General features: G+C 66.9%; 24 protein-coding genes. 15 read left to right on the forward strand and 9 right to left on the reverse strand.

What is annotated here, in order from left to right; genetic code table 11:
- The 3 genes from ASG86_RS07375 to ASG86_RS07385 all read right to left on the reverse strand — a co-directional run bounded on the left by ASG86_RS07375 (position 1) and on the right by ASG86_RS07385 (position 3,294).
- Positions 1 to 1,044, reverse strand: coding sequence for a FecCD family ABC transporter permease (locus ASG86_RS07375; protein WP_235565129.1), 1,044 nt, complete (start codon positions 1,042 to 1,044; stop codon positions 1 to 3).
- 68 nt (positions 1,045 to 1,112) lie between these two features.
- Entirely contained in the window at positions 1,113 to 2,195 is a 1,083-nt protein-coding gene (locus tag ASG86_RS07380; RefSeq protein ID WP_056332088.1) for a FecCD family ABC transporter permease, read from the reverse strand.
- A 10-nt stretch (positions 2,196 to 2,205) separates the two neighbouring features.
- Complete coding sequence (locus tag ASG86_RS07385) at positions 2,206 to 3,294, reverse strand: iron-siderophore ABC transporter substrate-binding protein (protein ID WP_056332090.1); 1,089 nt, start codon at positions 3,292 to 3,294, stop codon at positions 2,206 to 2,208.
- Between the two features lie 367 nt (positions 3,295 to 3,661).
- On the opposite strand from ASG86_RS07385, the gene ASG86_RS07390 reads away from it, so the two are divergent.
- Complete coding sequence (locus ASG86_RS07390; protein WP_056332092.1) at positions 3,662 to 4,156, forward strand: FBP domain-containing protein; 495 nt, start codon at positions 3,662 to 3,664, stop codon at positions 4,154 to 4,156.
- A 59-nt stretch (positions 4,157 to 4,215) separates the two neighbouring features.
- On the opposite strand, the gene ASG86_RS07395 is transcribed toward ASG86_RS07390, so the two are convergent.
- The 4 genes from ASG86_RS07395 to ASG86_RS07410 all read right to left on the reverse strand — a co-directional run bounded on the left by ASG86_RS07395 (position 4,216) and on the right by ASG86_RS07410 (position 10,876).
- Positions 4,216 to 4,899: a hypothetical protein gene (locus ASG86_RS07395; protein WP_056332094.1), complete on the reverse strand. Its 684-nt coding sequence runs from the start codon at positions 4,897 to 4,899 to the stop codon at positions 4,216 to 4,218.
- A gap of 187 nt (positions 4,900 to 5,086) precedes the next feature.
- Positions 5,087 to 8,560 carry an ATP-binding protein gene (locus tag ASG86_RS07400; protein ID WP_056332096.1) on the reverse strand — a complete coding sequence of 1,158 codons (3,474 nt, stop codon included), beginning with the start codon at positions 8,558 to 8,560 and terminating at the stop codon, positions 5,087 to 5,089.
- A complete protein-coding gene (locus tag ASG86_RS07405) occupies positions 8,557 to 9,426 on the reverse strand; it encodes a DUF4194 domain-containing protein (RefSeq protein ID WP_056332098.1) in 870 nt (289 codons plus the stop codon). The genes ASG86_RS07400 and ASG86_RS07405 overlap by 4 nt, the downstream gene beginning before the upstream one ends.
- Positions 9,419 to 10,876, reverse strand: a complete 1,458-nt coding sequence (locus ASG86_RS07410) for a DUF3375 family protein (RefSeq protein WP_056332100.1) — start codon at positions 10,874 to 10,876, stop codon at positions 9,419 to 9,421. The genes ASG86_RS07405 and ASG86_RS07410 overlap by 8 nt, the downstream gene beginning before the upstream one ends.
- A 258-nt stretch (positions 10,877 to 11,134) precedes the next feature.
- On the opposite strand from ASG86_RS07410, the gene ASG86_RS07415 reads away from it, so the two are divergent.
- The 3 genes from ASG86_RS07415 to ASG86_RS07425 all read left to right on the forward strand — a co-directional run bounded on the left by ASG86_RS07415 (position 11,135) and on the right by ASG86_RS07425 (position 14,397).
- Positions 11,135 to 11,437 (forward strand): hypothetical protein, encoded by a 303-nt coding sequence (locus tag ASG86_RS07415; protein WP_056332101.1) that lies wholly within the window; start codon positions 11,135 to 11,137, stop codon positions 11,435 to 11,437.
- A gap of 61 nt (positions 11,438 to 11,498) precedes the next feature.
- A complete protein-coding gene (locus ASG86_RS07420; protein ID WP_056332103.1) occupies positions 11,499 to 13,499 on the forward strand; it encodes an acyl-CoA dehydrogenase family protein in 2,001 nt (666 codons plus the stop codon).
- Between the two features lie 64 nt (positions 13,500 to 13,563).
- Positions 13,564 to 14,397: a hypothetical protein gene (locus tag ASG86_RS07425; RefSeq protein ID WP_056332105.1), complete on the forward strand. Its 834-nt coding sequence runs from the start codon at positions 13,564 to 13,566 to the stop codon at positions 14,395 to 14,397.
- On the opposite strand, the gene ASG86_RS07430 is transcribed toward ASG86_RS07425, so the two are convergent.
- Positions 14,398 to 14,766, reverse strand: coding sequence for a YchJ family protein (locus ASG86_RS07430; RefSeq protein ID WP_056332107.1), 369 nt, complete (start codon positions 14,764 to 14,766; stop codon positions 14,398 to 14,400).
- Between the two features lie 194 nt (positions 14,767 to 14,960).
- On the opposite strand from ASG86_RS07430, the gene ASG86_RS07435 reads away from it, so the two are divergent.
- From ASG86_RS07435 to ASG86_RS07455, 5 genes are all read left to right on the forward strand, one after another.
- Positions 14,961 to 15,620, forward strand: a complete 660-nt coding sequence (locus ASG86_RS07435; protein ID WP_056332109.1) for a hypothetical protein — start codon at positions 14,961 to 14,963, stop codon at positions 15,618 to 15,620.
- A 53-nt stretch (positions 15,621 to 15,673) separates the two neighbouring features.
- The gene (locus ASG86_RS07440; protein ID WP_056332111.1) at positions 15,674 to 16,678 is read left to right on the forward strand and encodes an aldo/keto reductase family protein; all 1,005 of its coding nucleotides are present in this window, start codon (positions 15,674 to 15,676) and stop codon (positions 16,676 to 16,678) included.
- Positions 16,679 to 17,539: an SDR family oxidoreductase gene (locus ASG86_RS07445; RefSeq protein ID WP_056332113.1), complete on the forward strand. Its 861-nt coding sequence runs from the start codon at positions 16,679 to 16,681 to the stop codon at positions 17,537 to 17,539.
- Positions 17,540 to 17,628: 89 nt separating this feature from the next.
- A complete protein-coding gene (locus tag ASG86_RS07450) occupies positions 17,629 to 18,753 on the forward strand; it encodes a sulfite oxidase (protein ID WP_235565130.1) in 1,125 nt (374 codons plus the stop codon).
- A 35-nt stretch (positions 18,754 to 18,788) separates the two neighbouring features.
- A complete protein-coding gene (locus ASG86_RS07455; protein WP_056332115.1) occupies positions 18,789 to 19,172 on the forward strand; it encodes an RNA-binding S4 domain-containing protein in 384 nt (127 codons plus the stop codon).
- 17 nt (positions 19,173 to 19,189) lie between these two features.
- Here the strand turns inward: ASG86_RS07455 and ASG86_RS07460 are convergent, their stop codons facing one another.
- A complete protein-coding gene (locus tag ASG86_RS07460; RefSeq protein ID WP_056332117.1) occupies positions 19,190 to 19,702 on the reverse strand; it encodes a hypothetical protein in 513 nt (170 codons plus the stop codon).
- Between the two features lie 134 nt (positions 19,703 to 19,836).
- Here ASG86_RS07460 and ASG86_RS07465 point away from each other — a divergent pair, with 134 nt between their 5' ends.
- The 6 genes from ASG86_RS07465 to ASG86_RS07490 all read left to right on the forward strand — a co-directional run bounded on the left by ASG86_RS07465 (position 19,837) and on the right by ASG86_RS07490 (position 25,227).
- Positions 19,837 to 20,454 carry a uracil-DNA glycosylase gene (locus ASG86_RS07465; RefSeq protein ID WP_056332119.1) on the forward strand — a complete coding sequence of 206 codons (618 nt, stop codon included), beginning with the start codon at positions 19,837 to 19,839 and terminating at the stop codon, positions 20,452 to 20,454.
- Between the two features lie 144 nt (positions 20,455 to 20,598).
- Entirely contained in the window at positions 20,599 to 21,294 is a 696-nt protein-coding gene (locus tag ASG86_RS07470; RefSeq protein ID WP_056332134.1) for a phosphatase PAP2 family protein, read from the forward strand.
- Between the two features lie 9 nt (positions 21,295 to 21,303).
- Complete coding sequence (locus ASG86_RS07475) at positions 21,304 to 21,939, forward strand: DedA family protein (RefSeq protein ID WP_056332121.1); 636 nt, start codon at positions 21,304 to 21,306, stop codon at positions 21,937 to 21,939.
- 43 nt (positions 21,940 to 21,982) lie between these two features.
- A complete protein-coding gene (locus ASG86_RS07480; protein ID WP_056332137.1) occupies positions 21,983 to 22,690 on the forward strand; it encodes a FadR/GntR family transcriptional regulator in 708 nt (235 codons plus the stop codon).
- Between the two features lie 30 nt (positions 22,691 to 22,720).
- Positions 22,721 to 23,785 carry an asparaginase gene (locus ASG86_RS07485; RefSeq protein ID WP_056332139.1) on the forward strand — a complete coding sequence of 355 codons (1,065 nt, stop codon included), beginning with the start codon at positions 22,721 to 22,723 and terminating at the stop codon, positions 23,783 to 23,785.
- 8 nt (positions 23,786 to 23,793) lie between these two features.
- Positions 23,794 to 25,227: an aspartate ammonia-lyase gene (locus ASG86_RS07490; protein ID WP_056332123.1), complete on the forward strand. Its 1,434-nt coding sequence runs from the start codon at positions 23,794 to 23,796 to the stop codon at positions 25,225 to 25,227.
- Positions 25,228 to 25,436: the final 209 nt, after the last annotated feature.

Below are 25,436 nucleotides of genomic sequence, written 5' to 3' on the forward strand. Positions count from 1 at the left end.
TCAGGCATCCTTTCGATTGGCCGTGACCAGGAGCCACAGCAGGAACGGGGCACCCAGCGCGCCGGTGACCACACCCACCGGCAGGACGGTGCCATCCAGGAACAGTGGGGCGAGATTCGCGGCGGCGTAGTCCGCGGACAGGACAACCAGGGCACCCACCAGGGCCGACGCCGGCAGGCTGGCCTTGCCGGCGAAGCGGCGGGAGATGGGACCGGCGAGGAAGGCGACGAATGAGACCGGCCCGGCGGCGGCCGTCGCCACGGCCGCGAGCGCCACCGCAATGAGCACCAGTGCCAGGCGGGCCGCATTGACACGGACCCCCAATCCGGCCGCGGCATCGTCACCCAGTTCCAGGATGCGCAGCGGACCGGCGATGACCGCGGTGGCGGGAACCAGCACCACGAGCGCCAGGAACAGGACTCCGGCGCGGTCCCAGTTGGCGGAGTTCAGGGATCCGTTGAGCCAGACCAGGACGTCGGCGGCGGTGCGGATGTCCGCGCGCGTCATCAGGAAACTGACCACTGCGTGCAGGGCGGCCGCGATCCCGATTCCGGCAAGGACCAGCCGGTTTCCCGCTGCATTCCCCCGCCCGGTCCCGCGCACAGCCCCGCCGCTGGAGGTCCCGTAAATCAGGGCGGCCACGGCAAGGGCACCCACGAGCGCCGCCCCGGAAACCGCAGCACCGGAGGCGCCGAAAATGATAATTGCGGTCACGGCGGCTGCGCTGGCCCCGGAACTGATGCCGATGACGTCGGGGCTGGCGAGCGGATTCCGCAGCATGGTCTGGAACAGGGCGCCGGCCAGCCCGAAGGCAATTCCGACCATGGTGCCGGTGAGGGCCCGGGGAAGCTTGTTCTCCATCACGATGAAGCTGGCGCCCGGAATCTTTGCACCGCCGCCCAGGTGGTTGACCACGATGGTGAAGAAGTCCGGGATGGCCACCGTGTAGCTGCCCAGCAGGACTGACACGAAAAACAGGATTACGACGGCGGTGGCCAGGAGGGCGGTCCGGTTCAGGCGCAGGCGTCCCCGGCGATGCTCCATCAGTTGTGGTCCTTTGGAGGGGGTTTTAGCAGCCATATCTGATGGAGCAACACCGGGTTTGAGGAGCGTCACAGGCCAGCCCCCTTTCCGCGGCGGATCAGCCATACGAACACCGGCGCACCCACCAGGGCGGTCATGATGCCGGCCGGGACTTCGCCGGGAAGCAGGACCACCCGGCCAAGAATGTCGGCACCCAGGAGCAGGACGGGGGCCATCACCAGGGAAAAGGGCAGGATCCAGCGGTAGTCGGGGCCGGTGAGGAAGCGCACGGCATGCGGTACCACCAGGCCCACGAAGCCGATGGGCCCCGCCAGCGCGGTGGCCGTACCGCACAGCAGGACGATGCCGAGGGCAACCACGGCGCGGGACAGGACAACCCGCTGGCCAAGCCCACGGGCGACGTCGTCCCCCAGGGCCAGGCCGTTGAGGGTCGGGCCCGCCAGCAGCACGATGACCGCACCGGCGGCCAGGAACGGCAGTCCGGGCAGGAGCACGGTCCAGTCACGACCCGCGATGCCGCCCACCTGCCAGAAGCGGAACCTGTCCAGGGTGTCCTGGCTGGAGACCAGGATGACATTCATGAGCGAGGACAGTCCGGCGCTGAGTGCGGCTCCCGCCAGTGCGAGTTTGACCGGACTGGCCCCATCCCTGCCCAGCGAGGCGATGAGGTACACCACGACGGCGGCAGCGGCAGCGCCGAGAAATGCGAACCAGACGTAGCCGGAGAAGCTGGCCACGCCGAAGACGTAGATTCCCGTGACCACGGCCAGGGCAGCTCCGGCGTTGACGCCAATAATGCCGGGATCGGCCAGCGGATTGCGGGCGACTCCCTGCATTGCGGCCCCGGCCAGGCCCAGGGCGCCCCCGGCCAGCACGCCCAGGACCGTGCGCGGGATCCGGGCTTGGACCACGGCGTGGTCACCGTTGGTGGGGTCGAACGCGGTGAGGGCCTGCCACACGGTGCCGAGGGGAACCTCCCGTGCCCCCACTGCCAGCGAGGCGCCGGCCACCAGCACCAGCGCGACGACGGCGCCCGCCAGCCAGGCGGTGCGCTTCGTTCCCGACGCATCACCGCGGCGGGGGGCAGCGGCTGCCTTGGCCGGCACCTGCGAGCCTGTGCCCGCTGCCGGACGCGCCGTCGTCGTACTCATGAAACGGTGCCTACTTCACTGCATCCGCTGCGCCGGCCAGCTGCGGCAGGAACGTGTCCAGGGACCACGGCAGGCTCAGCGGCGACGAGGCCGAGATGGACAGGGTCAGGGTGTTGTCCGAGTCGGCCACCAGCGCGCCTTTTTTGATGGCCGGGATCTGCCCGAGCAGCGGATCGGCCTTGATGGCGTCCGCGGTGGAGGCATCGGGAACCCAGGTGACGAAGATGTCCGACTGCAGTTCGTTCGCCTTTTCAGCGGACCAGTGCAGGTAGAACTCCTTGGAGCCCTTGGAGTTGTCCGCGACCACCGGGGCGAGGGTCATGCCGATTTCAGTCAGGAAGCGCGGACGGTTGTCGTTGGCCGTGTAGACGTTGACGCCGTCACCCTTGGCGGGCTCCAGGTTGCCGTAGATGAAGCTCTTGCCCTGGATCTGCGGGTACTGCGAGACCTTGTCCCTAAGGGTTGCCTCGGTATCGGAGACCAGCTTGGCGGCGTCCGCTTCCTTGCCCAGGGCCTTGCCGATGATGGTGGTGGAGTCCTGCCAGGAGGTTCCGTAGGCCACCTCCGGGTGGGCCACCACGGGGGCGATCTGGCTGAGCTTTTTGTAGTCCTCCTCGGTGAGGCCTGAGTAGGCGGCGAGGATGACGTCCGGGATGAGCTTGGCGATTTCGGTGAAGTTGATTCCGTCCGCCTCCGAGTACTGGACGGGCGCGTTGGCCGAACCGAATCCGGCGCCAAGCTTTTCGAGCGCCGCGTCCTTCCAGGGGGTGGAGCCCTTGTCATTGCCGCCCCACTCGTTCTTGGGGACCCCCACGGGCACCACACCGAGGGCGATGGCGACGTCGTCGTTCACCCATGAAACGGTTGCCACCCGCGTGGGCTGCTTCTCAATGGTGGTTTTGCCGTACACGTGCTCGATGGTGACTGGGAATGCTGTGCTGCTGCTGGGGTTGTCCGTGCCAACTGCGGACGACGCCGGGGCCGTGCTGCAGCCGGAGAGGGCCAGGGCCGCCGCGGCCAGCACCGCCGCCGCCTTGCCGACAGATGAGAAGAGTGTCCGGCGGGTGGAAACAGGGCCGGGAAAGAGGGGGGACGTCACGGGGCTCCTTGGGTCAGGCTGATGAAAACTTAAGTAAGGCTAACCTATGTAAAAGGTGATTACGCAACAGTTCTGTCACCTAATCCCGTCACGTGACGAAACCCACAATCGTCAGCAGCTTCTTGGACAGGACGCGCCCCATTTGGCAGGATGGCCTTGCCGGTCCGGCGGCAGCTTCACCGGAAGCGCTGAACGGGCGCGCTGAACAGGAACAGGACAACGGGAACAATGCGCATGCAAAAGGCCGCACCGGCCGCCGCTGCCATGGAGAGCGGGGTGGCCGTTTGGGCCTGCTCCGCGGAGACTGACTGACTCCCCGTTACCTGGCCCGGCTTTGGGCCGCCCACCCTTTTAAGAAAGTTCAGCCATGCAATCAGTCACGCCCCAACAAATCCGCTCATCCTTCATCAACGCCAGCCGCTCGGAAGCAGCCAAGCTCACGCTGCCCGAGGACTTTGATTCGCTCGACTGGGACAGCCTCGACTTCCTGGGGTGGCGGGACGGAAAGATGCCGCTGCGCGGTTACCTGGTGGTCCCGGGATCCAAAGGCCTCACGGGAATCATGCTCCGGGCACCCGAAGGGGGAGCCCGGAAGAACCGCTCCGTCCTGTGCGAGCTGTGCCGGGACGTGTTCTCCAAGGAGGACGTACTTCTCTGGGTTGCCAGGCGCGCGGGACAGTCCGGACGCGACGGCAACACCGTGGGAACCCTGATCTGCGCCGACTTCCTGTGCTGCGGCAACGTCCGCAAGGAACCACCGGCCAACGAGATCAACCCCGACCCGGCCGTCGTCGTACAGCGCCAGATCCAGGGCCTGCAGGACCGCACAGCGCAGTTCCTGGCCCGCGTCCAGGGCAAGTAGCGGCAAGAGGAACCCTTCCCCGCGGGGAAGGGTTCCTCTTGCCGGCGGTCAGCTGGCGGTCAGCGGTAGGAGAAGCTCATCAGCAACGCCTTCAGGGTGCGGCCTTCATCACCCCAGTACCAATCCTTTGCCGCCTGGTCGTTTGCGAACTGCCGGCCTTCGAAAAGCACGTCTGCGGTCAGAATGCGGTCACCGATCTTCACGAGCCCGTATTGCACCTGCCCGTCCGGCGAGATCGGGGATCCCGGCGTCAGCCCCATGTGGTAAGTGGCAGTGCCAAAAGCGTGGTCAACAAAGAACGACGAACTGGGTGTGGGAACCGACGCTCCGATCAATCCCGGCACCGGGTCCGTCTCGAGGATGGACCTGGAGACGTTGCCGGCAGTGGCATCGCCAACCTGGCTGTAGTAGACGGCGACCTGCTCCTTGCCGCCGGCATCGTGGACTGTCGCAGTTTCCACCGCAGGGGACGACGAAACCTGTTGATGCTCCACACGCCACCCCTCGGGGTACGCAAAGGACAGGCGGCCGTCTGCGAACCTGAAGGTCACCTGCCCCGCAGGAGCGGGAGAAGAAGTGGCGACGGGAATGATTGATGCAGGCGGACTTGCCGCCGTCGTCCGGTCCGCAGGAGCCGTAGCGGAACCCCCGTCCGCGGCAGGGCCCTCCCCGCAGCCCGTGAGGCTGAGGGCCACGATCGCGGTGAGCGCCATGAGTGTGGTGGCGCGGTGTGCTGGGCGCATGGGTGGTGCCTTTCAAGCGAAGGCCGTCGCGCTCCACAGGGCGTCAGATGCAGGACCCAGCGTTCCACAACTACCCATCGGGAGGATGAAGGCGAGTGATTGATGCCGACCAGCATGGCACCCGCACAGCACCTCTAACAGCTCCGGAGCAATAAATCCATCAATTTGTTATATAGCTGGTTCTCGTTCAGCGCAGCACGATGTCCACCGGGTTCGCCTCGGACCGCCAGGCCCCTTCTTCGCCCGGCCTCGGCCGGATGACCGGCGCCGTCAGAACACCCGAGCGGTTGGTGCGGCGGTCCCTCAGGATCTCGGTGACGGAGCCCAGGTGCCGGGAAAGGTCGATCACGTTTTCGGGGGCAGCCAGCAGCAGCTGGAAGCCGAATTCGTGCAGCGCCTTGATGCCGGCACCGGCGAACTCCTCGGAGGCAAGCACAAAGGCCTCGTCCATCATCACGGTGCCGTAAGTGGTGAACCCCTGCTCGGCGATACCCAGCTGGTAGCTCAGGGCCGCGGCCATGATGAACGCGGTGAACCGCTGCCGCTCGCCGCCGGACATGGAGCCGGTGTCCGCGTGCATGAACACCTCGGTCTTTTTGGCGCCGCCCTTCTTTTTTCCTGCAACCGGGGCGGTTGCTTCGCGGTGCTCCTTGCACTGGATGAACAGGTGGCCGCGGACGTCCAGCACCTCCGCGCGCCACCGCCGGTCCTCGGGCGCCTGCGATCCAAGCCTCTTGACCAGGGTTTCCAGGGTTTTGTAGCGGGCGGTGAGCTCGGCATCATCACTGTCCGGCCCCTCCGCCCTGGATCCGTCCGACCTGGCGGGCCGGGTGTGACGCGCCTTCAAAGCGTTCTGGATGGCGTCCTTGAACTGCTTGGCGGTGGGCGGCAGCGTCTGCTTGATATCCAGTTCCAGGTAGCTGCCCTCATGGAAGTTCACCTGGGAGAGGATGCCGTTGAGGGGCAGGATGCGGCTGGTGATGGAGCGGCGCTCCTCGTCCAGCAGGTGCAGCAGGGTACTGAAGGACTCGTGCGTGCGCTGGTTGAAGAACAGCCGGAACTCCGCCTCCTGCGCGGGCAGGCCGTCGTTCACGATCGCGTGGTAGCGGGCCTCGAATTCACTGGCCGCGCCGATACTGGTGCCGTGGTCGGCCGAGATGGCGCTGCCCCACTCCCGCACGAAGCCTTCGAAGATGCGGGTGAGCCGCTCCGCCGTGGCCTGCCCACGTGATTCAGCCGCGTGCAGTTCGCCCAGCAGGGCGGTCCGGACCCGGTTGGCCAGGTTGTCCAGCTCGTGCATTTCGGTCACGTCGCCGAACTCCGCGAAGTACGGCTCCAGCGCGGTCACGGTAGCGTCCGACGGCGGCGCCTGGGCCAGGCGGTCACGCGCGGCTTCCAGCAGCGAATCCGCAGCCGTGAGCTGGCGGTCCAGTGCCTTGTATTCACTTTGGAGGACCGCGGCGGACTCGGTGCTGGACTGGTGCTTTTGCCGGACCTCCTCGATGGTGGCCCGCAGCGGCTCCAGGTCTGCCTGCGCGGCGAGGGCGTCCTTGAGCCGCTGCTCAATCCGGGTCAGGTCGTCCGCCGCCACCGAGGCAGACACCTGTTCCCAGGGGCGGTCGTCTTCCGCAATCCGTCGCAGCGCGTCGAGCTGGCGGCTCATGCCCTGGTGTGAATCCTCGCGGCTTTGCGCCAGTTCCGCGGCCTTGGCCACTTCCTGCCGGAGGTCCTCCACCTGGCCGGCCACGAGTTCCAGTTTGGCGGCATTGTCGAAGCCCAGGACATAATCCTGGCGGCTTGTGAAGCGGTCGTCCTTCTCCACGGTGTGCCGGTTGCGCTTGACCACGCCGCCCAGGCTCAGGCCTTTGTCCAGCGCTGCCAGCTCGTCCGGGTCCTCCACGCACTGATAGGCGAAGTCCAGGGCGATCCGCTCGCGGACCCATTCACCGGCTTCGGCCGCCGCACCTGAGGCGAGGATGTCCAGCTTGGTGAGCAGGTCGCCGTCGCGCACGTCCTCCACGGCGAGCGCACCGCCGGCGAGCGGCTTGGAGACGTCCACCGCCCGCAGCGCGCCACGGACGCTGTGGTCATTGAGGTAGCGGGTGACGGCACCGAAGTGCTCACCGGGAACCAGCAGGGTGGTGGCCAGGCTGCGGAGCGCGCGTTCGGCGGCGGGGCGCCACCGTTCCTCGCCTTCGGCAAGGTCCATGAGTTCGCCGGCGAAGGGCATGCGGTCTTCCGGGACGCCGGTTGCGGCGGCGATGGCGGCGCGGTTTTCAATGCTCGACGGCGGCAGCAGGGACTTGCGCGTCTTCAACGAGACGAGCTCCTGCTCGGCAGCCGCCAGCTCCCGTTTGCGGCCGGCGTGGGCGTCGAAGGCCTCGAACCGCAGCTCCTGCAGGGCCTGCGAATCATCCTTCAACTCGGTCGACCGTGCTGCCGCCTGTTCGTGGGCCTGCTCCCAGCCGGCGGCGCTCCACTCAAGCTGCAGCCCGGCGTCGGCCAGTGCCTGCTGGGCCGCCTCCTCAACCTGCCTCCGCAGCTTGAGGCCAACGCGGGCGTTCTCCAGCGACTGCTCAATCGCCGAAATCGCGTTGCCGCCCTGGTTGTTGTAGTCGGTTTCGAGCTGCCGCAGTTCCTTGGCCAGGTTGTCGCGGACCGCACGCTCGGCGCCGAGCTCCTTGGCCTTCGCCTGCGCCAGCTCACGGAAACGGACCAGCGTCTTTTGGTGGACCGTAACGGCGAGCTGCTGCCGGTACGCCTCGAACTCCTCGCCCACTAGGTCCCGCAGCCGGTTCGCATCCAGGAGGGACTGCGCATACTCGCGGTTCAGTCCCGGCACCGGTGCCAACTGGTCGCGCTGCTGCCGGACATCCTCCAGCCGCTGGCGGATGGACATCAGGTTGCTGAACTCCTCCACCACGTCATCGGCGGCGGCCAGGGTTGCCGGAGCATCGAGCACCTGGTCCCGGAAGAAGGTGTTGACGCTGCCGCCCAGCCCCTTGCCGGCCTGGATCACGCGCAGCAGGGGCAGGGCCTGGTCCGAGCTGATCCCCAGCAGCCGGCGGAACCGCTCGGCGAAGGCCTTGTGCACGTCGAAGACCTGGGCGTGCGGGAACGTGGCCTCGAGCGCGCCCTTGGTGAAGCGTTTGTCCGCGATGCCCTCCACCGCTTCCAGGTCCAGCGGCACGTTGTCGATCAGGTAGAACCGCCCCACGCTCGACTCCGTGCCGTTCTTGGGCAGGTCGAACAGCGCGGACACCGTCAGCCGCGTGCCGGCGGCGTTGTCGAACGTCAGGGCGACGGCGGACCAGGTGGCCCCCGGGCGCTGGAAAGCACTCGCCGAGCCCTCCCCCACGGCCTTGTCCCCCACCTTGCCGCGCATGTAGGTGAACGTCGTCCGTTTGTCCTCCACGGCACCGCCAGAACGCTGCGCAGCCGCCTCATTGGACCGCGGCCGGGCATCGAACACCCGCAGCATCGCGTCAAACAACGTCGACTTTCCCACGCCCGAGTTGCCCGTCAGCAGGGTTCCGTCCCGGTCCACATGCATGGTGTGGGCCCCGTGGAACGTGCCCCAGTTGACCACCTGCACCAAGGCAAGCCGCATCTGCCCCGGGTTAGTCACGTCGCCCAAGGGGAGCATGCTTGCGATCGTCACTTGGTCACCTCGGTCTTTGTCGCCTTTGACTCCGCAGCCGGGGCGGCATCGGCGTCGTCGTCCTCGGCACCACTGTCCGCGTCCAGGTCAAGCATTGCCTCGGTACCGGTGGGATCACTGCTTGCCGCCACCAGGGCTTCGATGTGGGCCGGGATGTCGCCGATGTTTTCGAATGGCAGGGCCAGGGGCAGGGCGTTGGAGATGGTGTAGACGTCGTCCAGGCCGGTGGGGAGCAGGAGCTGGCGGGCCAGGAGCTTAGTGATGGCACGGGTCACCACGTCCGAGTCGCGGAGGGCGTCCTGCTGGCCGGCGGGCTGGTAGTGCGCCACGAGGTCCGTGATTTCCTCGCGGGTGATGGTGGGGTCGGTCTGGGCTGTGACGTGCCGGTCCAGCAGCAGTCGGAGCCGGAGCAGCACGATGGTTTCCACCCGGCTGAGGGCACGCTGCTGGCGCAGGATGCTGGACCGTGCGCTCCCTCCGATGATGTCCGGATCCACGGGACGCAGCACCGCGATCTTCCGCTCGTGGTCCAGTTGGAGGGTCAGGAACAGCTCGGACAGGCGGCTGCGCAGGATCACTTGGTTGTCCAGCAGCACCGTCCAGAGCTTTTCGTCCCGGCCGCCATCGATGTACGGGCCCTTCAAGAGCTTCACCAGGGCCTGGCGCACTTTCATGGACAGCACGCCGGTGTCGCCGGGGAAGAGGGCGGCGCCGTCAACGAAGGTGTCGCGGGGAGTGATGACCGCCGGATTGGGGCGCCCGGCACCCGATGACGCCCCCGCCCTGGCTTCGAAGGACTCAACCACCGCGTTGTCTTCCGTGTTGTCGATGGGGTCAACGGCCGTCGTCGTGATTTCCTCAGTCATCTGAATCCTTTGCGAGCGTAACCACGGGCAGGTAGGCCCTGCGGGTGGAGCCGTCGATCTGTTCGAAGTCCAGGCCATCCCAGGCGCTGCGGTTGAAGTCCGCCCCGGCGTGCAGGGCCTCCGACAGGAGCGCGCGGATGGTGTTGATGTGCTGCTCTTCCGGCGGCAGCTGCTGCCAGGCATCGGCCAGGGTCGCAGCCCCCGCCATCGCGGACCGGACTATGTCCGGCCTGGCCTTTCCCGTCCTCGGCGAGCGCACCCGGTCCGAATCGGTGAAGGCGATGGGATCGGCCAGCCGGGGCGGCGCCGCGAACTCGTCCGGGTCAAAGAGCTTCACCATGGACAGCGACTCAAACCCTGCGTTGTACAGGACCGGGCCTGGAACCAGTCCTGGCCGTTCGCGTTCATAGGGCAGGGACCGGATGGCCTGTTCAGCCTCGCGCAGGACCTGCCGCAGCCGGACTGACTGGCGGAAGTCGTCGCTCTGGACGTAGGTGTTGAGGCTCTCGCTGAGCTTGCCGTAAATGCGCTGGATCTGGCTGTGCTGCTGGCGGAGTTCGGCCACCAGGTTCTTGAGCGTCTCCCGGTCGTCCGGCGAGAGGTCGTCGGCGAACTGGCGGCTCAGGACCTCCCCGATGGCCGACCGGAACCTCACCTGCTGCTGCGGGTCCTCCAGGAAGGCGGTAAAGGACCGGAACGTCCTGCCCTCCGGGCTTTGGCGGAGCCGCTTGTCCGCCTCCAGGACCTGGGCCATGGTCGCGCCCTTGGTCAGCGACTCCTCGATGATCTGGTTGCGCAGCCCGCCCACCAGTTCCTCGATCCGGTCACGCATCTTCTTGTAGTCAGCGGGTAGGCTGGCGGCCAGGTCCAGGATGTTCCCGGCGGCCTCCACGGCTTCGTCGTCATCAAGCAGGCCGTCGAACCCGCCCGTGCTGATGTCCTGGATCAGCTGCTGCCGCTCTTCGATTTCCTCTTCCAGGGCTTCGAGCCGTGCGCTCTGGTCGGGGTTGGTCTCGTTGGCGAGCTTTTCCACGTCCCCCAGCAGCGTGCCCAGCCGTGAACCGTTCAGCGTGGAGCGCTCGCTGGAGAGGCTGTCCAGGAAGGCGAGCACACGCGCCGCTGGCTCCGTGGCCTCGTAGACAATCTGGCCTGACTGGTTCCGCCGGGTCAGGAACTGCCGCCGGGTCCACTCGTCCCCGAAGGCCTTTCCGTTGGCCCCTCCTCCCAGGCCGGGATCCTGGCGCCGGAGCTCCTCAAGGAAGGAGTCGACGTCGGCATGGAATTCCTCGAGCGGAACCTGCGGCCGGGTGCGGGTGAAGGAAGCCTGGAGTACGGCGATCACCCAGGGCGCCGAACGCGTCAGAGCCCATGCGGGTCCCTTGGTGAGGAGTTCGAGGTCCCGGAGCCGGGCGCTGATGGCGTCAGCGGATGACCTGGCGGAGCGGGGCACGCACTCTCCTTGGGCTGTTGGGCGGGGGCTTGGCAGGGCGGCACGCAAGGGACCGGCCGGAAAACTGCCAACTACAAGGTTAACGCAGGCCGCCGCGACCACTCCGTGACCTACCTGCCGGTAGTGTTTCAATCCCGTATCAACAGTCACATCTGCCCCATGCTGCTCTGGCTGGCTGCAGGACTGTCCCCCTACGCTTCTGCTACTGGTCTTCGCCACCGCAGTCTTATGCAAAGCAACGTCGCAGCAGGGGGATTCATGCAGTTCGATCTAAGTTCAGTGGAAACAGCCACCTTGGTCTTCATCGGGACACTTGTATTCGGCGCCATCCTGGCCGCCTTCGTGCTCACCGCCGGGCTTATTGCCCTGGCCGTGCTGGGAGCAGGCAAGTTCACCTGGGTGGTGGTGTCCACGACGCTCCTGGCGGTAGTCCATGGCATTAACGCCGGCTGGGACAGGCTGGTCCATCGCGCCTCCGCCGTGGAGCTGCCCGGCGATTTCCAGGGCCAGCCCGCCCCTAGCACGGGAACCTACCCGCGGGTAATCTTGAGGGACAGCTGAAGGGTTCTCCAACCCGGCGGATCCATGGCTACACCGGCCAATCCGGCCTAGGAGATAACCCATGACCTCCGCGACTGACAGCCAGGCCAAAGACGCCCCGGCTGAAGAAACCCCCGTCCCCGCCGGCAACATCGGCGCCGGGGCCACCGCTGAAGATGCCCGCGCCGTTGCCGAGGCAGCCCGCGAATCCGGCTGGGACCGGCCCAGCTTCGCCAAGGGCCTGTACCTGGGCAGTTTCGATCTTGGCCTGGTCCATCCCTGGCCGGCCCCGGACCCCGCTTCCGTGGAAAAGGGCGAGGAGTTCATGGCCCGCCTCACGGAGTTCGCAAAAACAATGTCCGGGCGGGTCATCGAACGGGATGCCAAAATCCCCGACGAATACATCAACGACCTCGCGGAACTGGGCGTCTTTGGAATGAAGATCCCGGAGGAATACGGGGGCCTGGGGCTCTCCCTGGTCTATTACGGCCGGGCCCTTGCCCTGCTGGGCAGCGTGCACCCCAGCCTGGGCGCCCTGATCTCGGCACATCAGTCCATCGGCGTGCCCGAGCCGGTCAAGGTCTTCGGCACGCCCGGGCAAAAGCGGGAGTACCTGCCCCGGTGCGCCGCCGGCGCCGTCACCGCCTTCCTCCTCACCGAACCGGACGTGGGCAGCGATCCCGCCCGGATGGGCAGCACGGCAACGCCCACGGACGACGGCGACGCGTACCTTTTGGACGGCGTGAAACTATGGACCACCAACGGGGTGATCGCCGAACTGGTGGTGGTCATGGCCGTTGTCCCCGCGCACACCGATCCGGACGGCACCAGGCACAAAGGCGGCATCAGCGCGTTTGTGGTGGAAATGGACTCGCCGGGCATCACCGTGGAAAACCGCAACGCCTTCATGGGCCTGCGCGGCATTGAGAACGGGGTCACCCGCTTCCATCAGGTACGGGTGCCGGCCGCCAACCGGCTGGGCCGGGAGGGCCAGGGCCTGAAAATCGCCCTGACCACACTCAACACTGGCCGCCTGGCGCTGCCCGCACTGTGCGTGGCGTCCGGGCGGTGGAGCCTGAAGATTGCGCGTGAATGGTCCAACGCCCGCACCCAATGGGGCAGGCCGGTGGGCGAACACGAGGCCGTGGGCAAGAAAATTGCCTTCATCGCAGCGTCGGCTTTTGCCCTGGACGCCGTGTTCGAGCTGTCCGCGGAACTTGCCGACGCCGGGCAGAAGGACGTCCGGATCGAGGCCGCGCTTGCCAAGCTCTGGGCCACGGAAATCAGCTGCCGGATAGCGGACGAACTGGTCCAGATCCGGGGCGGACGCGGATTTGAGACGGCTGAGTCGCTGGCCGCACGCGGTGAACGTGCCGTACCGGCCGAGCAGCAGCTGCGGGACCTGCGGATCAACCGGATCTTCGAGGGTTCCTCCGAGATCATGCGCCTGCTGATCGCCCGGGAAGCGGTGGATGCGCACCTGGCCGCCGCGGGCGACCTCGCGTCGCTGGATGCGAGCCTGGCCGACAAAGCCAAGGCCGCCGTCGGCGCCTCCGGCTTCTATGCCAAATGGCTGCCCAAGCTGGTGGCCGGCGCCGGCATGGACCCCCGCTCCTATGCGGAGTTCGGCAGGCTGGCCAAGCACCTCCGGTTCGTTGAACGCTCGTCCCGCCGGCTGGCACGCCAGACCTTCTATGGCATGGGCCGCTGGCAGGCCAAACTGGAGCGGAAACAGGCGTTCCTGGGCCGCGTGGTGGACATCGGCGCCGAGCTCTTCGCCATGACCGCCTGCTGCTCCCGCGCGGAGATGCTGCTGAAAACCGCCCCCGAAAAAGCGGCCAGCGCCTACGAGCTTGCCGATGCCTACTGCGAACAGGCCAGGGTGCGGGTGGACGAGTACTTCGACCAGCTGTGGCGAAACACCGACGACGCCGACCAGGCACTGACGCGCAAGGCCCTTGCCGGCGACTACACGTGGCTGGAGGCCGGGGTCCTGGACCCGTCCGAGGGGACCGGCCCGTGGATTGCCGATGCCTCGCCGGGGCCGTCCAAAAAGGAGGACCTGCACCGGAAATACCGGTAAAACCGCAGGTCACAAAATAGTAAGCACGCTTGCTATCACTCCGGGTGGGTGGTTGAGTTGAACCATGAGCAGCTCAACGGACCCAGAGAACCTGCCTCCCCGCCGTGCCCGGGAGGATGAAACCACCCGCAGCGGAAGCTACCGGGATGCAGCAGCGGACGATGCCGCCACCCGCTCAATGGACCAGGCGCCCACTCGCCCACGCGAAAGGGACTATTCCACTGCACCCTCTGCGGAGCGGGAATACACCCCCGCCCCCACCCGGGCGACGCCCGTGGTGGAGCCGGTGGCAGACTCCACCCTGGCGAACCGGGAAACCGCAGTCGCACGCCAGAAGGAGCGGTTTGGCGGCATCAAGGTGGGCTCGGCGTTCTTTGGCTGGCTGACCGCCACGGGGATGGCCGTGCTGCTCACCGCGCTGGTGGCAGCGGCCGGAACCGCGGTGGGCCTTGCCAGCAACACCGACGTCAACGAGGCCGTGAACCAGGCCGCACAGAACACCGGCACCGTGGGCCTGGTGGGCATCATCGTGCTGCTGGTGATCCTGCTCCTCTCCTACTACTGCGGCGGCTACGTGGCTGGCCGGATGGCCCGCTTCAACGGCGCCAAGCAGGGGCTCATGGTGTGGATCTGGGCGTTGATCGCGGCCATTGTGGTGGCCATCCTGGGCGTTGTGGCAGGGCAACAGTTCAATGTCCTGGCCAACCTGAACAGCTTCCCGCGCATCCCCATCAATGAAGGCCAGCTGACCACCACCAGCATCATCGCCGCGATCGTGGTGGCAGCCGTGGCCCTGGTTGGTGCAGTGCTCGGCGGCCTGGCGGGCATGCGGTTCCACCGGAAGGTTGACCGCGCCGGCTTCACCCCGGACAGCGAGTTTTACGACGACGAGCGATAGTCAGGCGAGAATGTCGCCGTCCACGTACAGCCACCGGCCGTGCTCCCGGACGAACCGGCTGTTCTCGTGCAGGACCCCCCGTTCCCTGCCCTGCCGGTAGTACGCCTTGAACTCCACCGTGCCGGCGGTATCGAAAGGTCCGCCTCGGCTCGTGCCGAGGATGTCCAGGCGGCGCCACTGCATCGACGGGTCCAGGTCAAGGCCGGCCGGTGCGGTGGATGGATGGTGGGTCCGCAGCAGGTAGTCCGCATCCAGCAGGACGAACGCGCTGTACCGGGACCGCATCAGCTGTTCGGCCGTGGCAGCGAGCGCCTGGCCGGAATGGAACCTTCCGCAGCATTCGGCGTAGGGCTCCCCGGACAGGCACATGCAGTTTGCGGACTCATTGGATTCGGTCACCCGGTGATGCTGTCACATCGGATAACAGCTTCGCTACAACCTCGGAACAGGCCGGGCGCGCGGCGGCATGGCCGGACAAAAATCCGTATGGTGGAGAAGGAGCTTGCCCCCGGCACCGGATGCCGGGAGCGGACCCAGGATGCCGGCTGGAGAGGAGAGAAGACGTGGAGAACCCGGACACTCTCGTCCTCAACCTGACCTTCCTGGGCACTGTTGGCGTGGCCCTCATGATGTTCGGCGTCCTCTTCCTGCTCGGCGTCATCACCCTGGTTCTCGCGGGCCTGGGACGCCTTGCCGCCATTATTCTGATGGCCTTGTTCGGGCGGGTCCCCGGGAAGGGGAAACTGGCCCGGTTTGCCGATTCAGCCGCTCAGCCTGCCCAAGACGGCAAGCCGCTGGCGGCAAAGGCCGCAGCGCTGAAGCCGGACAAGCTGAAAGAGTCGCTGCGCACCGCCGTCGTACGCCATCCAAAACTTGCCGCCACCCGCCCCGAACCGCCGGTCCTTGCTGAAGACTGGGCCTCCGCCGTCGCCGAGGCCGATAAGCGCGCCGAGGCCAGGGCACGTGCCGCTGCGCCCGAAATCAAACTGTCGGTGCGGGACCTTCCGGACCCGGCCGTGCCCGCCGACAAGGTGGCCGAGGTGGCCCCGCTGGTGGAATCCGCCCTTCACAACCACCGGCCGCCGCATGAGCTGCCGCGGTCCTTTAAGAAGCCCCAGCCGCCCCACCCGGTGCCGCCGCTGGATACCGGGTCCCTGGTTTCCCTGACCGGCAAGCAGCAGGTGCTCAAGGAACAGGCGCAGGACGCGCACCCCCAGCCGTAAGGGAGAACGGCAAAGCCCTTACCGTGAGCAACCATCTGGGTTAGCGTGAACATATGGAATTCAGATACCTCGGAAACAGCGGCTTCAAAGTCTCGGAAATTACGTTCGGCAACTGGCTGACGCACGGCTCGCAGGTGGAAAACGACGTTGCCACCCAATGCGTGCGGGCTGCCCTCGACGCCGGCATCAGCACCTTTGACACCGCGGACGTCTACGCCAACACCGCGGCGGAAACCGTCCTGGGCCAGGCCCTGAAGGATGAGCGGCGCGAGTCCCTGGAAATCTTCACCAAAGTCTTCGGCCCCACCGGACCCAAGGGCAAGAACGATCTTGGCCTGTCCCGCAAGCACATCATGGAGTCCATCAATGGCTCGCTGCGGCGGCTGCAGACGGACTACGTGGACCTGTACCAGGCCCACCGCTACGACTTCGAAACGCCGCTGGAGGAAACCATGCAGGCGTTCGCGGACATCGTCCGGCAGGGCAAGGCGTTGTACATCGGCGTGAGCGAGTGGACAGCGGAGCAGCTCCGCGAGGGGCACAGGCTGTCTAAGGAACTGGGCTTCCAGCTCATCTCCAACCAGCCGCAGTACTCCATGCTGTGGCGCGTGATCGAAGCCGAGGTGGTTCCGGCGTCGGAAGAACTGGGCGTGTCCCAGATCGTCTGGTCGCCCATGGCCCAGGGCGTTCTCAGCGGCAAGTACCTGCCCGGCCAGCCTGCCCCGGAAGGCAGCCGCGCCACGGATGAAAAGGGCGGCGCCAAGATGATCGAGCGCTGGATGCGCGACGACGTCCTGGCCGCCGTGCAGGAACTGAAGCCGATTGCCCAGGAAGCAGGCCTGTCCATGCCCCAGCTTGCCGTTGCCTGGGTCCTGCAGAACCCCAACGTTGCCTCGGCCATTGTGGGCGCCTCCCGGCCGGAGCAGATTGCCGACAGCGTGGCTGCCGCCGGCGTGAAGCTGGAGGCGGAGGTCCTGAAGAAGATCGACGACGCCGTCGGCGGCCTTGCTGAGCGGGACCCCGCCCAAACCAAGTCGCCGGCCACGCGGGAAGCGTAAGTGGCGTCCCCGTCGGAGCTGCCGAAGCTCGCGGTCACCGGGTCCACGGGAGGCCTGGGCGGAATGCTGGCGCGGCAGCTGGCCGCGTCCGGTTTCGCCCAGCGCCTGCTGGTGCGCGACGCGGCGCGGGCGCCGCAATTGGAGGACGCCCATCCGGTGGTGTGTTCCTACGGGGACGGCGCCGCGTCACGCCAGGCCCTTGACGGCGCGGAAATCCTGTTCATGGTGTCCGCCGCGGAAGCCGAAGACAGGCTGCAGCAGCACTATGCGTTTGTGGATGCCGCCGCGGATGCCGGGGTGCAGCACGTGGTGTACACGTCCTTTTACCGGGCCGCGCCGGATGCCACCTTCACCCTGGCCCGGGACCATTACGCCACGGAGGAGCGGATCAAGGCGTCAGGGATGGACTACACCTTCCTGCGGGACAACTTCTACCTGGACTTCCTGCCGCTGCTGGCGGGGGAGGACGGCGTGATCCGCGGCCCTGCCGGTGACGGTGTGTTCTCAGGGGTGGCACGGGAGGATGTTGCCCGCTGCGCCCACGCCGTGCTGCGGGATCCGGCCATCCACAAGGGCATGACCTATAACCTGACCGGTCCCGAGGAACTGACCATGGTGCAGGCAGCGGAGGTGTTGAGCACCGGGACCGGGCGCACCATCAGCTACCACCCGGAGACCGTGGAGGAAGCCTACGCGTCACGGGCGTCCTATGGTGCTCCGCAGTGGCAGCTGGATGCGTGGGTCAGCACCTATACGGCGATGGCAGCGGGTGAGATGGCGGGGCTGTCGCCTGACGTCCACGGGCTGACCGGCCAGGACCCCATCAGCCTTGCCGGGTTCCTGGCCCGGCCGGTGCTGTAGGGGGTTTAATTTCGTTGACGCGCGGGTGGTCCCGGCGTAGACCTGTTGGCGGGGGCGTCCCTTAACTCCGCTACCAGAATCGCAGCGCCATGAACTACAGCAACCAGCAGCCCACCCGGGAGCCGTCGGCGGAACAGGCACTTGTTGGAGCGCCCGGCTTGCAGCCAACATCAGGTCCTCTCACCCGCGAGGAACTGCAGCTCGCGGCCCGCAACCACTCCATGCCGCTCGAGATGCTCCGCCGCGAAGTGACGCCGCCCGGGCTTCACTATGTGCTGACGCACTTCGACATTCCGGATCCCGATGCGTCGTCCTGGCACCTGCGGATCGGGGGTGCGGTGGAGCGCGCCCTGGAGCTGGGCATAGCGGCCCTGCACAGGGATCCTGCCATCACCGTGCCCGTCACCCTCGAGTGCGCGGGCAACGGCCGCTCGCTCCTGGAGCCGCGGCCCGTAAGCCAGCCCTGGGTGCTGGAGGCTGTGGGTACGGCGTACTGGACCGGAGTGCCGCTGGCCTATCTCCTGGGCAAGGCGGGCGTGCTGCCGGATGCGGTGGAGGTGGTCTTCACCGGGGCCGACGCGGGGGTTCAGGGCGGCGTCCCCCAGCAGTACGCACGGAGCCTGCCGATCCGTGAGGCGCTGCGTCCCGACGTCGTTCTCGCCTACAAAATGAACGGCGCCGACCTGCCGCCGCAGCATGGCTACCCGCTGCGGCTGGTGGTGCCGGGCTGGTACGGCATGGCCAGCGTGAAGTGGCTGCAGTCAATCGACGTGGTGCGGTCTCCGTTCACCGGGTTCCAGCAGCAGCCTGCCTACCGCTACCAGAGCACCGCGGACGACGCCGGCACGCCGGTTACGCGGATCAGGGTGCGTTCGTTGATGGTCCCGCCGGGCGTTCCGGACTTCTTCACGCGGCGGCGGTTCCTTCGCCCGGGCCCGGTGATGCTGGAAGGCCGGGCCTGGTCAGGGGAAGGTGCCGTGAGTGCCGTCGAGGTGGGCATTGACGGCACCTGGCTGCCGGCGCACCTGGACAAGCCCGTTGGCGGCTTCGCCTGGCGGCGGTGGAGCCTGCCCTGGGTGGCCGACCCGGGCGAGCACGTCCTGGCATGCCGTGCCACGGACATCACCGGCGCTACCCAGCCACTGGAGCAGAACTGGAACTACCAGGGAATGGGCAACAACGTGGTGCAGCGGGTCAGCGTGACGGTGGAGTGAAGTGACGGGCCCCGGGGCTATACTCGGTGCCAGCCATGACCAGTCTCCCTGCCTCCCCCGCCAGTGTCCGCATCGATGCCTGGCTGTGGGCCATCCGCGCCTATAAAACGCGATCGGCCGCCACTGCAGCCTGCCGGGCAGGGCATGTCCGCCTGAACGGCAGCCCGTCGAAGGCGTCGGCGACCCTGGTTACAGGCGACACCGTTACCGTCCGCATGTCGGGGTACGAGCGCATCCTCGAGGTCCGGCGGCTGATCGCGAAGCGTGTGGGAGCCGAGGCAGCCTCACACTGCTTTACCGACCACACTCCGCCGCGGCCCGTTCTGCCGGCGCTCGGCCTGCCGCAACGGGACCGGGGCGCGGGCCGGCCCACCAAAAAGGACCGCCGCGAGATGGAGCGGCTACGGGGCCCAGCGTGAAAGGCGTGCCGGAGACGTCAAGCGCCGGACCTGGTGCGCGCCTGCACGAGGTTGGCGAACGGCAACCGTCCGAATTCCGCCACAAAGGCTGAATGGCAAGCCGCTTCTGCGCTGTTGAGTTGTTCCGCCGGAAGCTCTTTCCACGCAATGGCCAGTGATCCGGCGTCGGCAAGCTGCCAGATTGCGCGCCCGTCCCAATGCCCGGGCGGCTTTCCTTGCCCGAAGTCCACAAACTCCTGGATCTGACGCCGGAGCCCCCGGTTACCTTTGCTTCCGGGCCCGGCCTTTCCGACGTAGAGAACCGCGGCGTTGTCCACCCACTCGGCGGCCAGAGCGGCTGCGGGGAGGGACGGCTCCTTCTTCTTGAAGACGCCGGCGGTGCTTTTCGTAAGGAACCGCGGCTGGAAATCTTCCGGAGCCACCACCGTGAAGAGGCCCGTTCCTTGCGGGATCCTCATCGTCTCGAGGTCTTGGATCGGCCGGAAGCCGGCGAAACCCTCGGCCTTCAAGCCCTTCCTGGTGAACTGCATAATCCATTGAACAGCATGTCCCCGGGCCGTTGGTGGCCGGCCGGGACAAACGCGATGTGCCCACCCTTCCCCGCAAAAGCGTAGAGTGACATAGGACGCCTGATTCTGGACGCCTCGCTGCCAAGGGAGAAATCGTGACGATTGATTGGGACGAAAAAAAAGCCCTGCTACAGGAACCGAACATCGCAAAGGTAACCCAGCTTTGCGATGAACTCATGGAGAAGAAGCCCGGTTCCACAGTCCCCTACATCGACCCCGTCCACGACGAAGATGAGTGCAGGATCATCAGCCTTCAGGCCAGCCCCGGCAAGGGGACCGAGTCCGGATTTGTCTCCCACAACAACGACGACGAAGCAGCCCGCCGCGCTACCCAAATCTACGAACTCGCTGAGCTGGACCCCCGCTACGTCATGCCCTGGAACGCCTACCCTTGGGTCCGTGAGAGCGGCAGCCCGTCGGCCCTGAGTGTCCAGGAGAAGACCGACGGCCTTCGTCCTTTCCGGCAGTTCCTCAAAATCAACTCCCGGGTTTCGGCCATCATTGCCCACGGCACGGACGCGTCCACATTCCTCACCCTGTTCGAAAAGACCTACCACTCCTCACTGAAGAACGCCGGCATCAAGATCTACAAGGCCTCCGCCCTGGGCGGGAGGGCCTTTGCTGTCTCTGAGGCAAAGCAGGAAGAGCTGCTGGCCAAGAGCGTGGACACCTACCGAGACGCCATGCAGCGGGCAGGTATCCAGCACCTCTAGCTGCCCATTTCACAGCCTTCTTTCAGCCGCGCAGGCGCATACTCGTAGGTACCCTGACCGGCGAAAGAACCAGGCTGAACCGTGACGCCCTGCCCCGACCGTTCCCCAAAGCCAGCATCTCCAGTGGAGGACGCGGCTGTGCGCATGGCGGCACTCCCCCAGCTGCGGCACTGGATCGCCGTGCCCATCCTCGCAGCACTCCTGATCGTGGCAGGCGGCCTGGCGCTGAGGTTCATCCCCGCCCTGACATCGGCGGACATGTCAGTGGACGCCGAGCTGAGCCATGACCACACGCCGCCGCTGACGGCCTTGGCCATGGCCATCAACGTGGTGTTCAGCCCGGCGGGCGGCGTGCTCATGATCGCCGCCCTGTGCCTCTACCTCCTGCTGGTGCGCCGCAGCCCCGTCAACGCCATCGCGACAGGGCTGGTTGCTGCAGGCGGCTGGGTGAGCAGCGAACTGTTCAAGCTATTGGTGGCACGCCACCGCCCCGACTCCACAGCGCTATACAACCCGCTGATCCCGGAGCCGGGAACGGACAGCTTCCCCAGCGGTCATGTGGCCCTGGCTTCCGCGCTGGCCATTGCCGTCTATCTGCTGGCCCGCGGCACCAAGTGGCAGCGGCCGGCAGCCATCCTCGGGATCCTTGTGGCCATGACCGTGGCATTTTCCCGCGTCTATCTCGGCGTGCACTACCCCACCGACGTCACGGCGTCCTTCCTCACCGCAGCCACGGGAGCGGCGTTCCTGACCGGACTGTGGAACCGGTTCGGGCTGTCGCTGCTGGCCCGGATGCCATTCCTGGCAAAACTCGGCCCCGTTCCAACGCCCCAGGGCTGAGGCGCTGCCATGACGGGCTTCATCGACGGCCTCCTGAACGTCAGCCCGATCGTGGCGTATATCGCCGTCTTCTGCCTGGTGTTTGCCGAGGATGCATTGTTTGTCGGCTTCGTCATCCCAGGCGAAACAGCAGCCGTCCTTGGGGGCGTGGTGGCCAGCCGGGGCGAGGTGCAGCTGGGCATGATGATGGGCCTGGTGGTGGGTGCCGCCGTCATTGGCGACAGCGTGGGCTATGAGGTGGGCAAGCATCTGGGCTCCCGCATCCTGGAGGCAAAAGTGCTCCGCCGCCACGCCGGGAGGTTGGAGAATGCGCAGGATTTCCTCCGCCGGAAAGGCGGTTCCGCTGTCTTCCTTGGTCGCTTCACAGCCTTCTTCCGGGCTGTCATGCCGGCCCTGGCCGGCACCTCCCGGATGCCCTACGGCCGGTTCCTCGCCTGGAACGCGGCGGGCGGCATCGTCTGGGGCATTGGCTTCGTCCTGATTGGCTTCCTCGCAGGCAACTCCTACGAGGCCGTGGCCAAGGCAGTGGGCCGGGATCTCGCCGTCGTCATCGCTGCCGTGGCCGTGGCGGCGCTCATCGTTTGGCACGTGCGTTCACGACGGCGGCGGCAGCGGCGGCGGGCCGCCAACCAGCGGCAGGACTAGGGAGAGCTTGACAGCAACTGTGACCAGTGCCATATTTGAGGACGTGAACCTGTCAGACAGCCGGACAGCAGGACAGCCTGCACACCGACCGCTTGCCCGGCTGAGCGCTGCCGAGGCGGTGTTCAACGCCATCCGCGGGGACATCGAATCCGGCACGATCCCGGTGGGAAGCAAGCTCAGTTCAGAGTCCACCCTCTCGCAGCAATACGGAGTCAGCCGCTCGGTCATCCGGGAAGCCCTCCGCTCCTGCACGGCCCTGGGCCTCACGGTCACCAGGACCGGCAAGGGGACGTTCGTCATTGCCAGCAAGGTGGCCAATGACCTCACCCTGGGGCAATACTCGGCACGGGACCTGACAGAGGCGCGTCCCCACATCGAGGTCCCGGCCGCAGGCCTGGCAGCGGAACGCCGCACTCCGGAGGAACTCGACATCCTCCGCGGGGTGGTCGCCGCCATGGCCTCGGAAACGGATCCGGAATCCTGGGTGGCGCTGGATTCCAGCTTCCATGCCACCATTGCGCGGGCCAGCGGCAACAAAGTGTTCGCGAGTGTCGTGGCTGACATCCGGGACGCGTTGGCCCACCAGTCCGAGACATTGAACATGGTGGCTGACCGCCAGCACGCCTCCGATCTTGAGCACCAGCAGATCCTTGCCGCCATCGAGGCCGGCTCCGCGGAAAACGCCCGCGCCGCCATGGCCCACCACCTGGAAGCCGTGGGCGCAGCCCTGGAATCCATCCTCAACAGCTAATTGAATCCAACCAACCCTTCCAAGGACACCATGCCATCCCCCGTGTTTTCTGCTGCCCAGACCGCTGCCCCGGACCAGCTGGCCCTGCCACAGCACATCCCCCTGGTGGCCGCCCTCCGTGACGGCCTGGTGGAAAGTGTCCACTATGGTTCCGCGATTGCGCTCGCGGCTGACGGTTCAGTGGCGGCAGCCGCAGGGGACCCGCTGACTCCGTTCTATCCACGCTCCGCGCTCAAGCCCCTCCAGGCTGTGGCCATGGTCCGCGCCGGCCTGGAACTCCCCGCGGATCTCCTGGCGTTGGCCGCCGCGAGCCATTCGGGCGCGGCAGTGCACCGGGACGGTGCCCTGCGCATCCTGGAACTGCACGGGCTCGCCCCCACAGACTTGGAAAACAGCACCGACCTGCCTTACGGCACCACCGAGCGCGAGGACTGGCTGCGCAACGGCGGCAGCGCCACCCGGATCACGCAGAACTGCTCCGGGAAGCACGCCGCCATGGCCGCAACCTGCGCCATCAACGGCTGGCCCTTGCAGGGCTACCTGGATCCCTCCCACCCGCTGCAGCAGCTCGTCGCCCGGACCGTCGTTGACCTGACCGGCGAGGAGCCGGCCGGCGTGAGCACCGATGGCTGCGGGACCCCGCTGTTCGCCCTGACCCTCCGCGGCATGGCCCGCGCCTTCGGCCGAATCGCCCAGGCGGCCGCACGGCACGACGGCGACACCTTCGATTCGACGAATGCGGAAGCCGCCGTCGGGCTCGCCATGCAGCGGCACCCGCACATGGTGGCCGGGGAAGGCCGCGACGTCACCGAACTGATGCGCCTGCTGCCCGGCGCCGTGGCCAAGGACGGCTTTGAGGGCGTCCAGCTGGTGGGCCTGGGTGACGGCAGTGCCGTGGCCGTGAAGATTTCCGACGGCGGCGACCGCGCCCGGATGCCCGCCACCGTCCGCCTGCTGGAGGCGCTGGGCGTGGACAGCGAACCCCTCGGTGGAATCGCCACCGCACCCGTGCTGGGCGGCGGTCACCAGGTGGGCCAGCTACTGGCCACTGATTTCCTGAACACCCAGTCCACGCCCGACAACGAAGCCCTGTGAGGACCTCCATGACCATGATCGACACCGCAGCGGACGCCACGTCTGCTCCCACCACCAGGTCCGAGCACGACCTGCTGGGCGACCGCGACGTCCCCGCCGGGGCGTACTGGGGCGTGCACACGCTCCGCGCCGTAGAGAACTTCCCCATCACTGGCCAGAAGCTGTCCTCCAACATGCACTTGGTCCGGGGCCTGGCCGCCGTGAAGCTGGCCGCCGCCCGCACCAACCGCGAGCTCGGCCTGCTGGACGCCGAACGCGCCGATGCGATCGAGCAGGCCTGCCAGGACGTCCTGGACGGACAGCTTGCCGACCAGTTCGTGGTGGACGTGGTCCAGGGCGGTGCCGGGACGTCGTCGAACATGAACGCCAACGAGGTCATCGCCAACCGCGCCCTGGAAATCCTGGGCCACCCCAAGGGCGACTACGCCCGGCTGCACCCCAACGACCACGTCAATCTCAGCCAGTCCACCAACGACGTGTACCCCACGGCCGTCAAGCTGGGCACCATCTTCGCCGCACGGGAGCTGCTGGCAGCACTCGAGGAACTCGAGGACGCCTGCGCTGCCAAGGCCATGGAATTCCGCACCGTAGTGAAAATGGGCCGCACCCAGCTCCAGGACGCCGTCCCCATGACCCTGGGGCAGGAGTTCGGCAGCTACGCCGTCACCATCGGCGAGGACCGGCTGCGCCTGGCGGAGGCCGAACTGCTGATCCACGAGATCAACCTCGGCGCCACAGCCATCGGCACCGGCCTGAACGCGCCGCACGGGTACGCCGAAACCGCCTGCCGGCACCTGGCGGAGGTCACGGGCCTGCCGCTGGTCACTGCCGTCGACCTCATCGAAGCCACGCAGGACGTGGGCGCCTTCGTGCACCTGTCCGGCGTGCTGAAGCGGGTGGCGGTCAAACTGTCAAAGATCTGCAACGATCTCCGTTTGCTCTCCTCCGGCCCGCGCGCCGGCTTCGGCGAGATCAACCTGCCGGCCGTGCAGTCCGGCTCCTCCATCATGCCGGGCAAGATCAATCCGGTGATCCCGGAAGTGGTCTCCCAGGTGGCCTACGAAGTGATCGGCAACGACGTCACCATCACCATGGCCGCCGAAGCCGGGCAGCTGCAGCTCAATGCTTTCGAACCCATCATCGTCCACAGCCTCCACAAGAGCATTTCCCACCTCGAAGCAGCCTGCCGCACCCTTACGGCCCGCTGCATCCGTGGAATCACCGCCAACACCGAACACCTGCGCCGCACCGTGGAGCAGTCCATCGGGCTGGTCACCGCATTGAATCCCCACCTCGGTTATGCCACCGCCACTGCCATTGCGCAGGAAGCACTTGCCACCGGCAAGGGTGTGGCTGAACTGGTCCTGGAGCACGGACTCCTCACCGATGCCCAGCTCCAGGAACTCCTGAGCCCCGAACGCCTGGCCAACCTCAGCAAGTAGTCCCCACCTGCTCCCTCGCCTCGCAAGCTCGGCCAGGGAACCCGGCAGGCGTGGGCCCACCACCCCCCAAAGGACACTCCCATGACAAATACCCCCCTTCCTGACCACGTTATTGATGGTGGTCACGCGCATGCGTCCGAGACCTCCCTGCACGCGGAGGACAAGGGTTACCACAAGAACCTCAAGCCCCGGCAGATCCAGATGATCGC

Source organism: Arthrobacter sp. Soil764 (assembly GCF_001428075.1).
Classification (GTDB): domain Bacteria; phylum Actinomycetota; class Actinomycetes; order Actinomycetales; family Micrococcaceae; genus Arthrobacter.

Bases quoted from the DNA above. Each gene is read 5' to 3' on its own strand.
- ASG86_RS07490 (WP_056332123.1), top strand. From the start codon at position 23,794: ATGACCATGATCGACACCGCAGCGGACGCCACGTCTGCTCCCACCACC.
- ASG86_RS07415 (WP_056332101.1), top strand. From the start codon at position 11,135: ATGCAGTTCGATCTAAGTTCAGTGGAAACAGCCACCTTGGTCTTCATC.
- ASG86_RS07390 (WP_056332092.1), top strand. From the start codon at position 3,662: ATGCAATCAGTCACGCCCCAACAAATCCGCTCATCCTTCATCAACGCC.
- ASG86_RS07375 (WP_235565129.1), bottom strand. From the start codon at position 1,044: ATGGAGCATCGCCGGGGACGCCTGCGCCTGAACCGGACCGCCCTCCTG.
- ASG86_RS07425 (WP_056332105.1), top strand. From the start codon at position 13,564: ATGAGCAGCTCAACGGACCCAGAGAACCTGCCTCCCCGCCGTGCCCGG.
- ASG86_RS07475 (WP_056332121.1), top strand. From the start codon at position 21,304: ATGACGGGCTTCATCGACGGCCTCCTGAACGTCAGCCCGATCGTGGCG.
- ASG86_RS07440 (WP_056332111.1), top strand. From the start codon at position 15,674: ATGGAATTCAGATACCTCGGAAACAGCGGCTTCAAAGTCTCGGAAATT.
- ASG86_RS07455 (WP_056332115.1), top strand. From the start codon at position 18,789: ATGACCAGTCTCCCTGCCTCCCCCGCCAGTGTCCGCATCGATGCCTGG.
- ASG86_RS07380 (WP_056332088.1), bottom strand. From the start codon at position 2,195: ATGAGTACGACGACGGCGCGTCCGGCAGCGGGCACAGGCTCGCAGGTG.
- ASG86_RS07420 (WP_056332103.1), top strand. From the start codon at position 11,499: ATGACCTCCGCGACTGACAGCCAGGCCAAAGACGCCCCGGCTGAAGAA.
- ASG86_RS07395 (WP_056332094.1), bottom strand. From the start codon at position 4,899: ATGCGCCCAGCACACCGCGCCACCACACTCATGGCGCTCACCGCGATC.
- ASG86_RS07405 (WP_056332098.1), bottom strand. From the start codon at position 9,426: ATGACTGAGGAAATCACGACGACGGCCGTTGACCCCATCGACAACACG.
- ASG86_RS07485 (WP_056332139.1), top strand. From the start codon at position 22,721: ATGCCATCCCCCGTGTTTTCTGCTGCCCAGACCGCTGCCCCGGACCAG.
- ASG86_RS07430 (WP_056332107.1), bottom strand. From the start codon at position 14,766: ATGTGCCTGTCCGGGGAGCCCTACGCCGAATGCTGCGGAAGGTTCCAT.
- ASG86_RS07470 (WP_056332134.1), top strand. From the start codon at position 20,599: ATGGCGGCACTCCCCCAGCTGCGGCACTGGATCGCCGTGCCCATCCTC.
- ASG86_RS07460 (WP_056332117.1), bottom strand. From the start codon at position 19,702: ATGCAGTTCACCAGGAAGGGCTTGAAGGCCGAGGGTTTCGCCGGCTTC.
- ASG86_RS07450 (WP_235565130.1), top strand. From the start codon at position 17,629: ATGAACTACAGCAACCAGCAGCCCACCCGGGAGCCGTCGGCGGAACAG.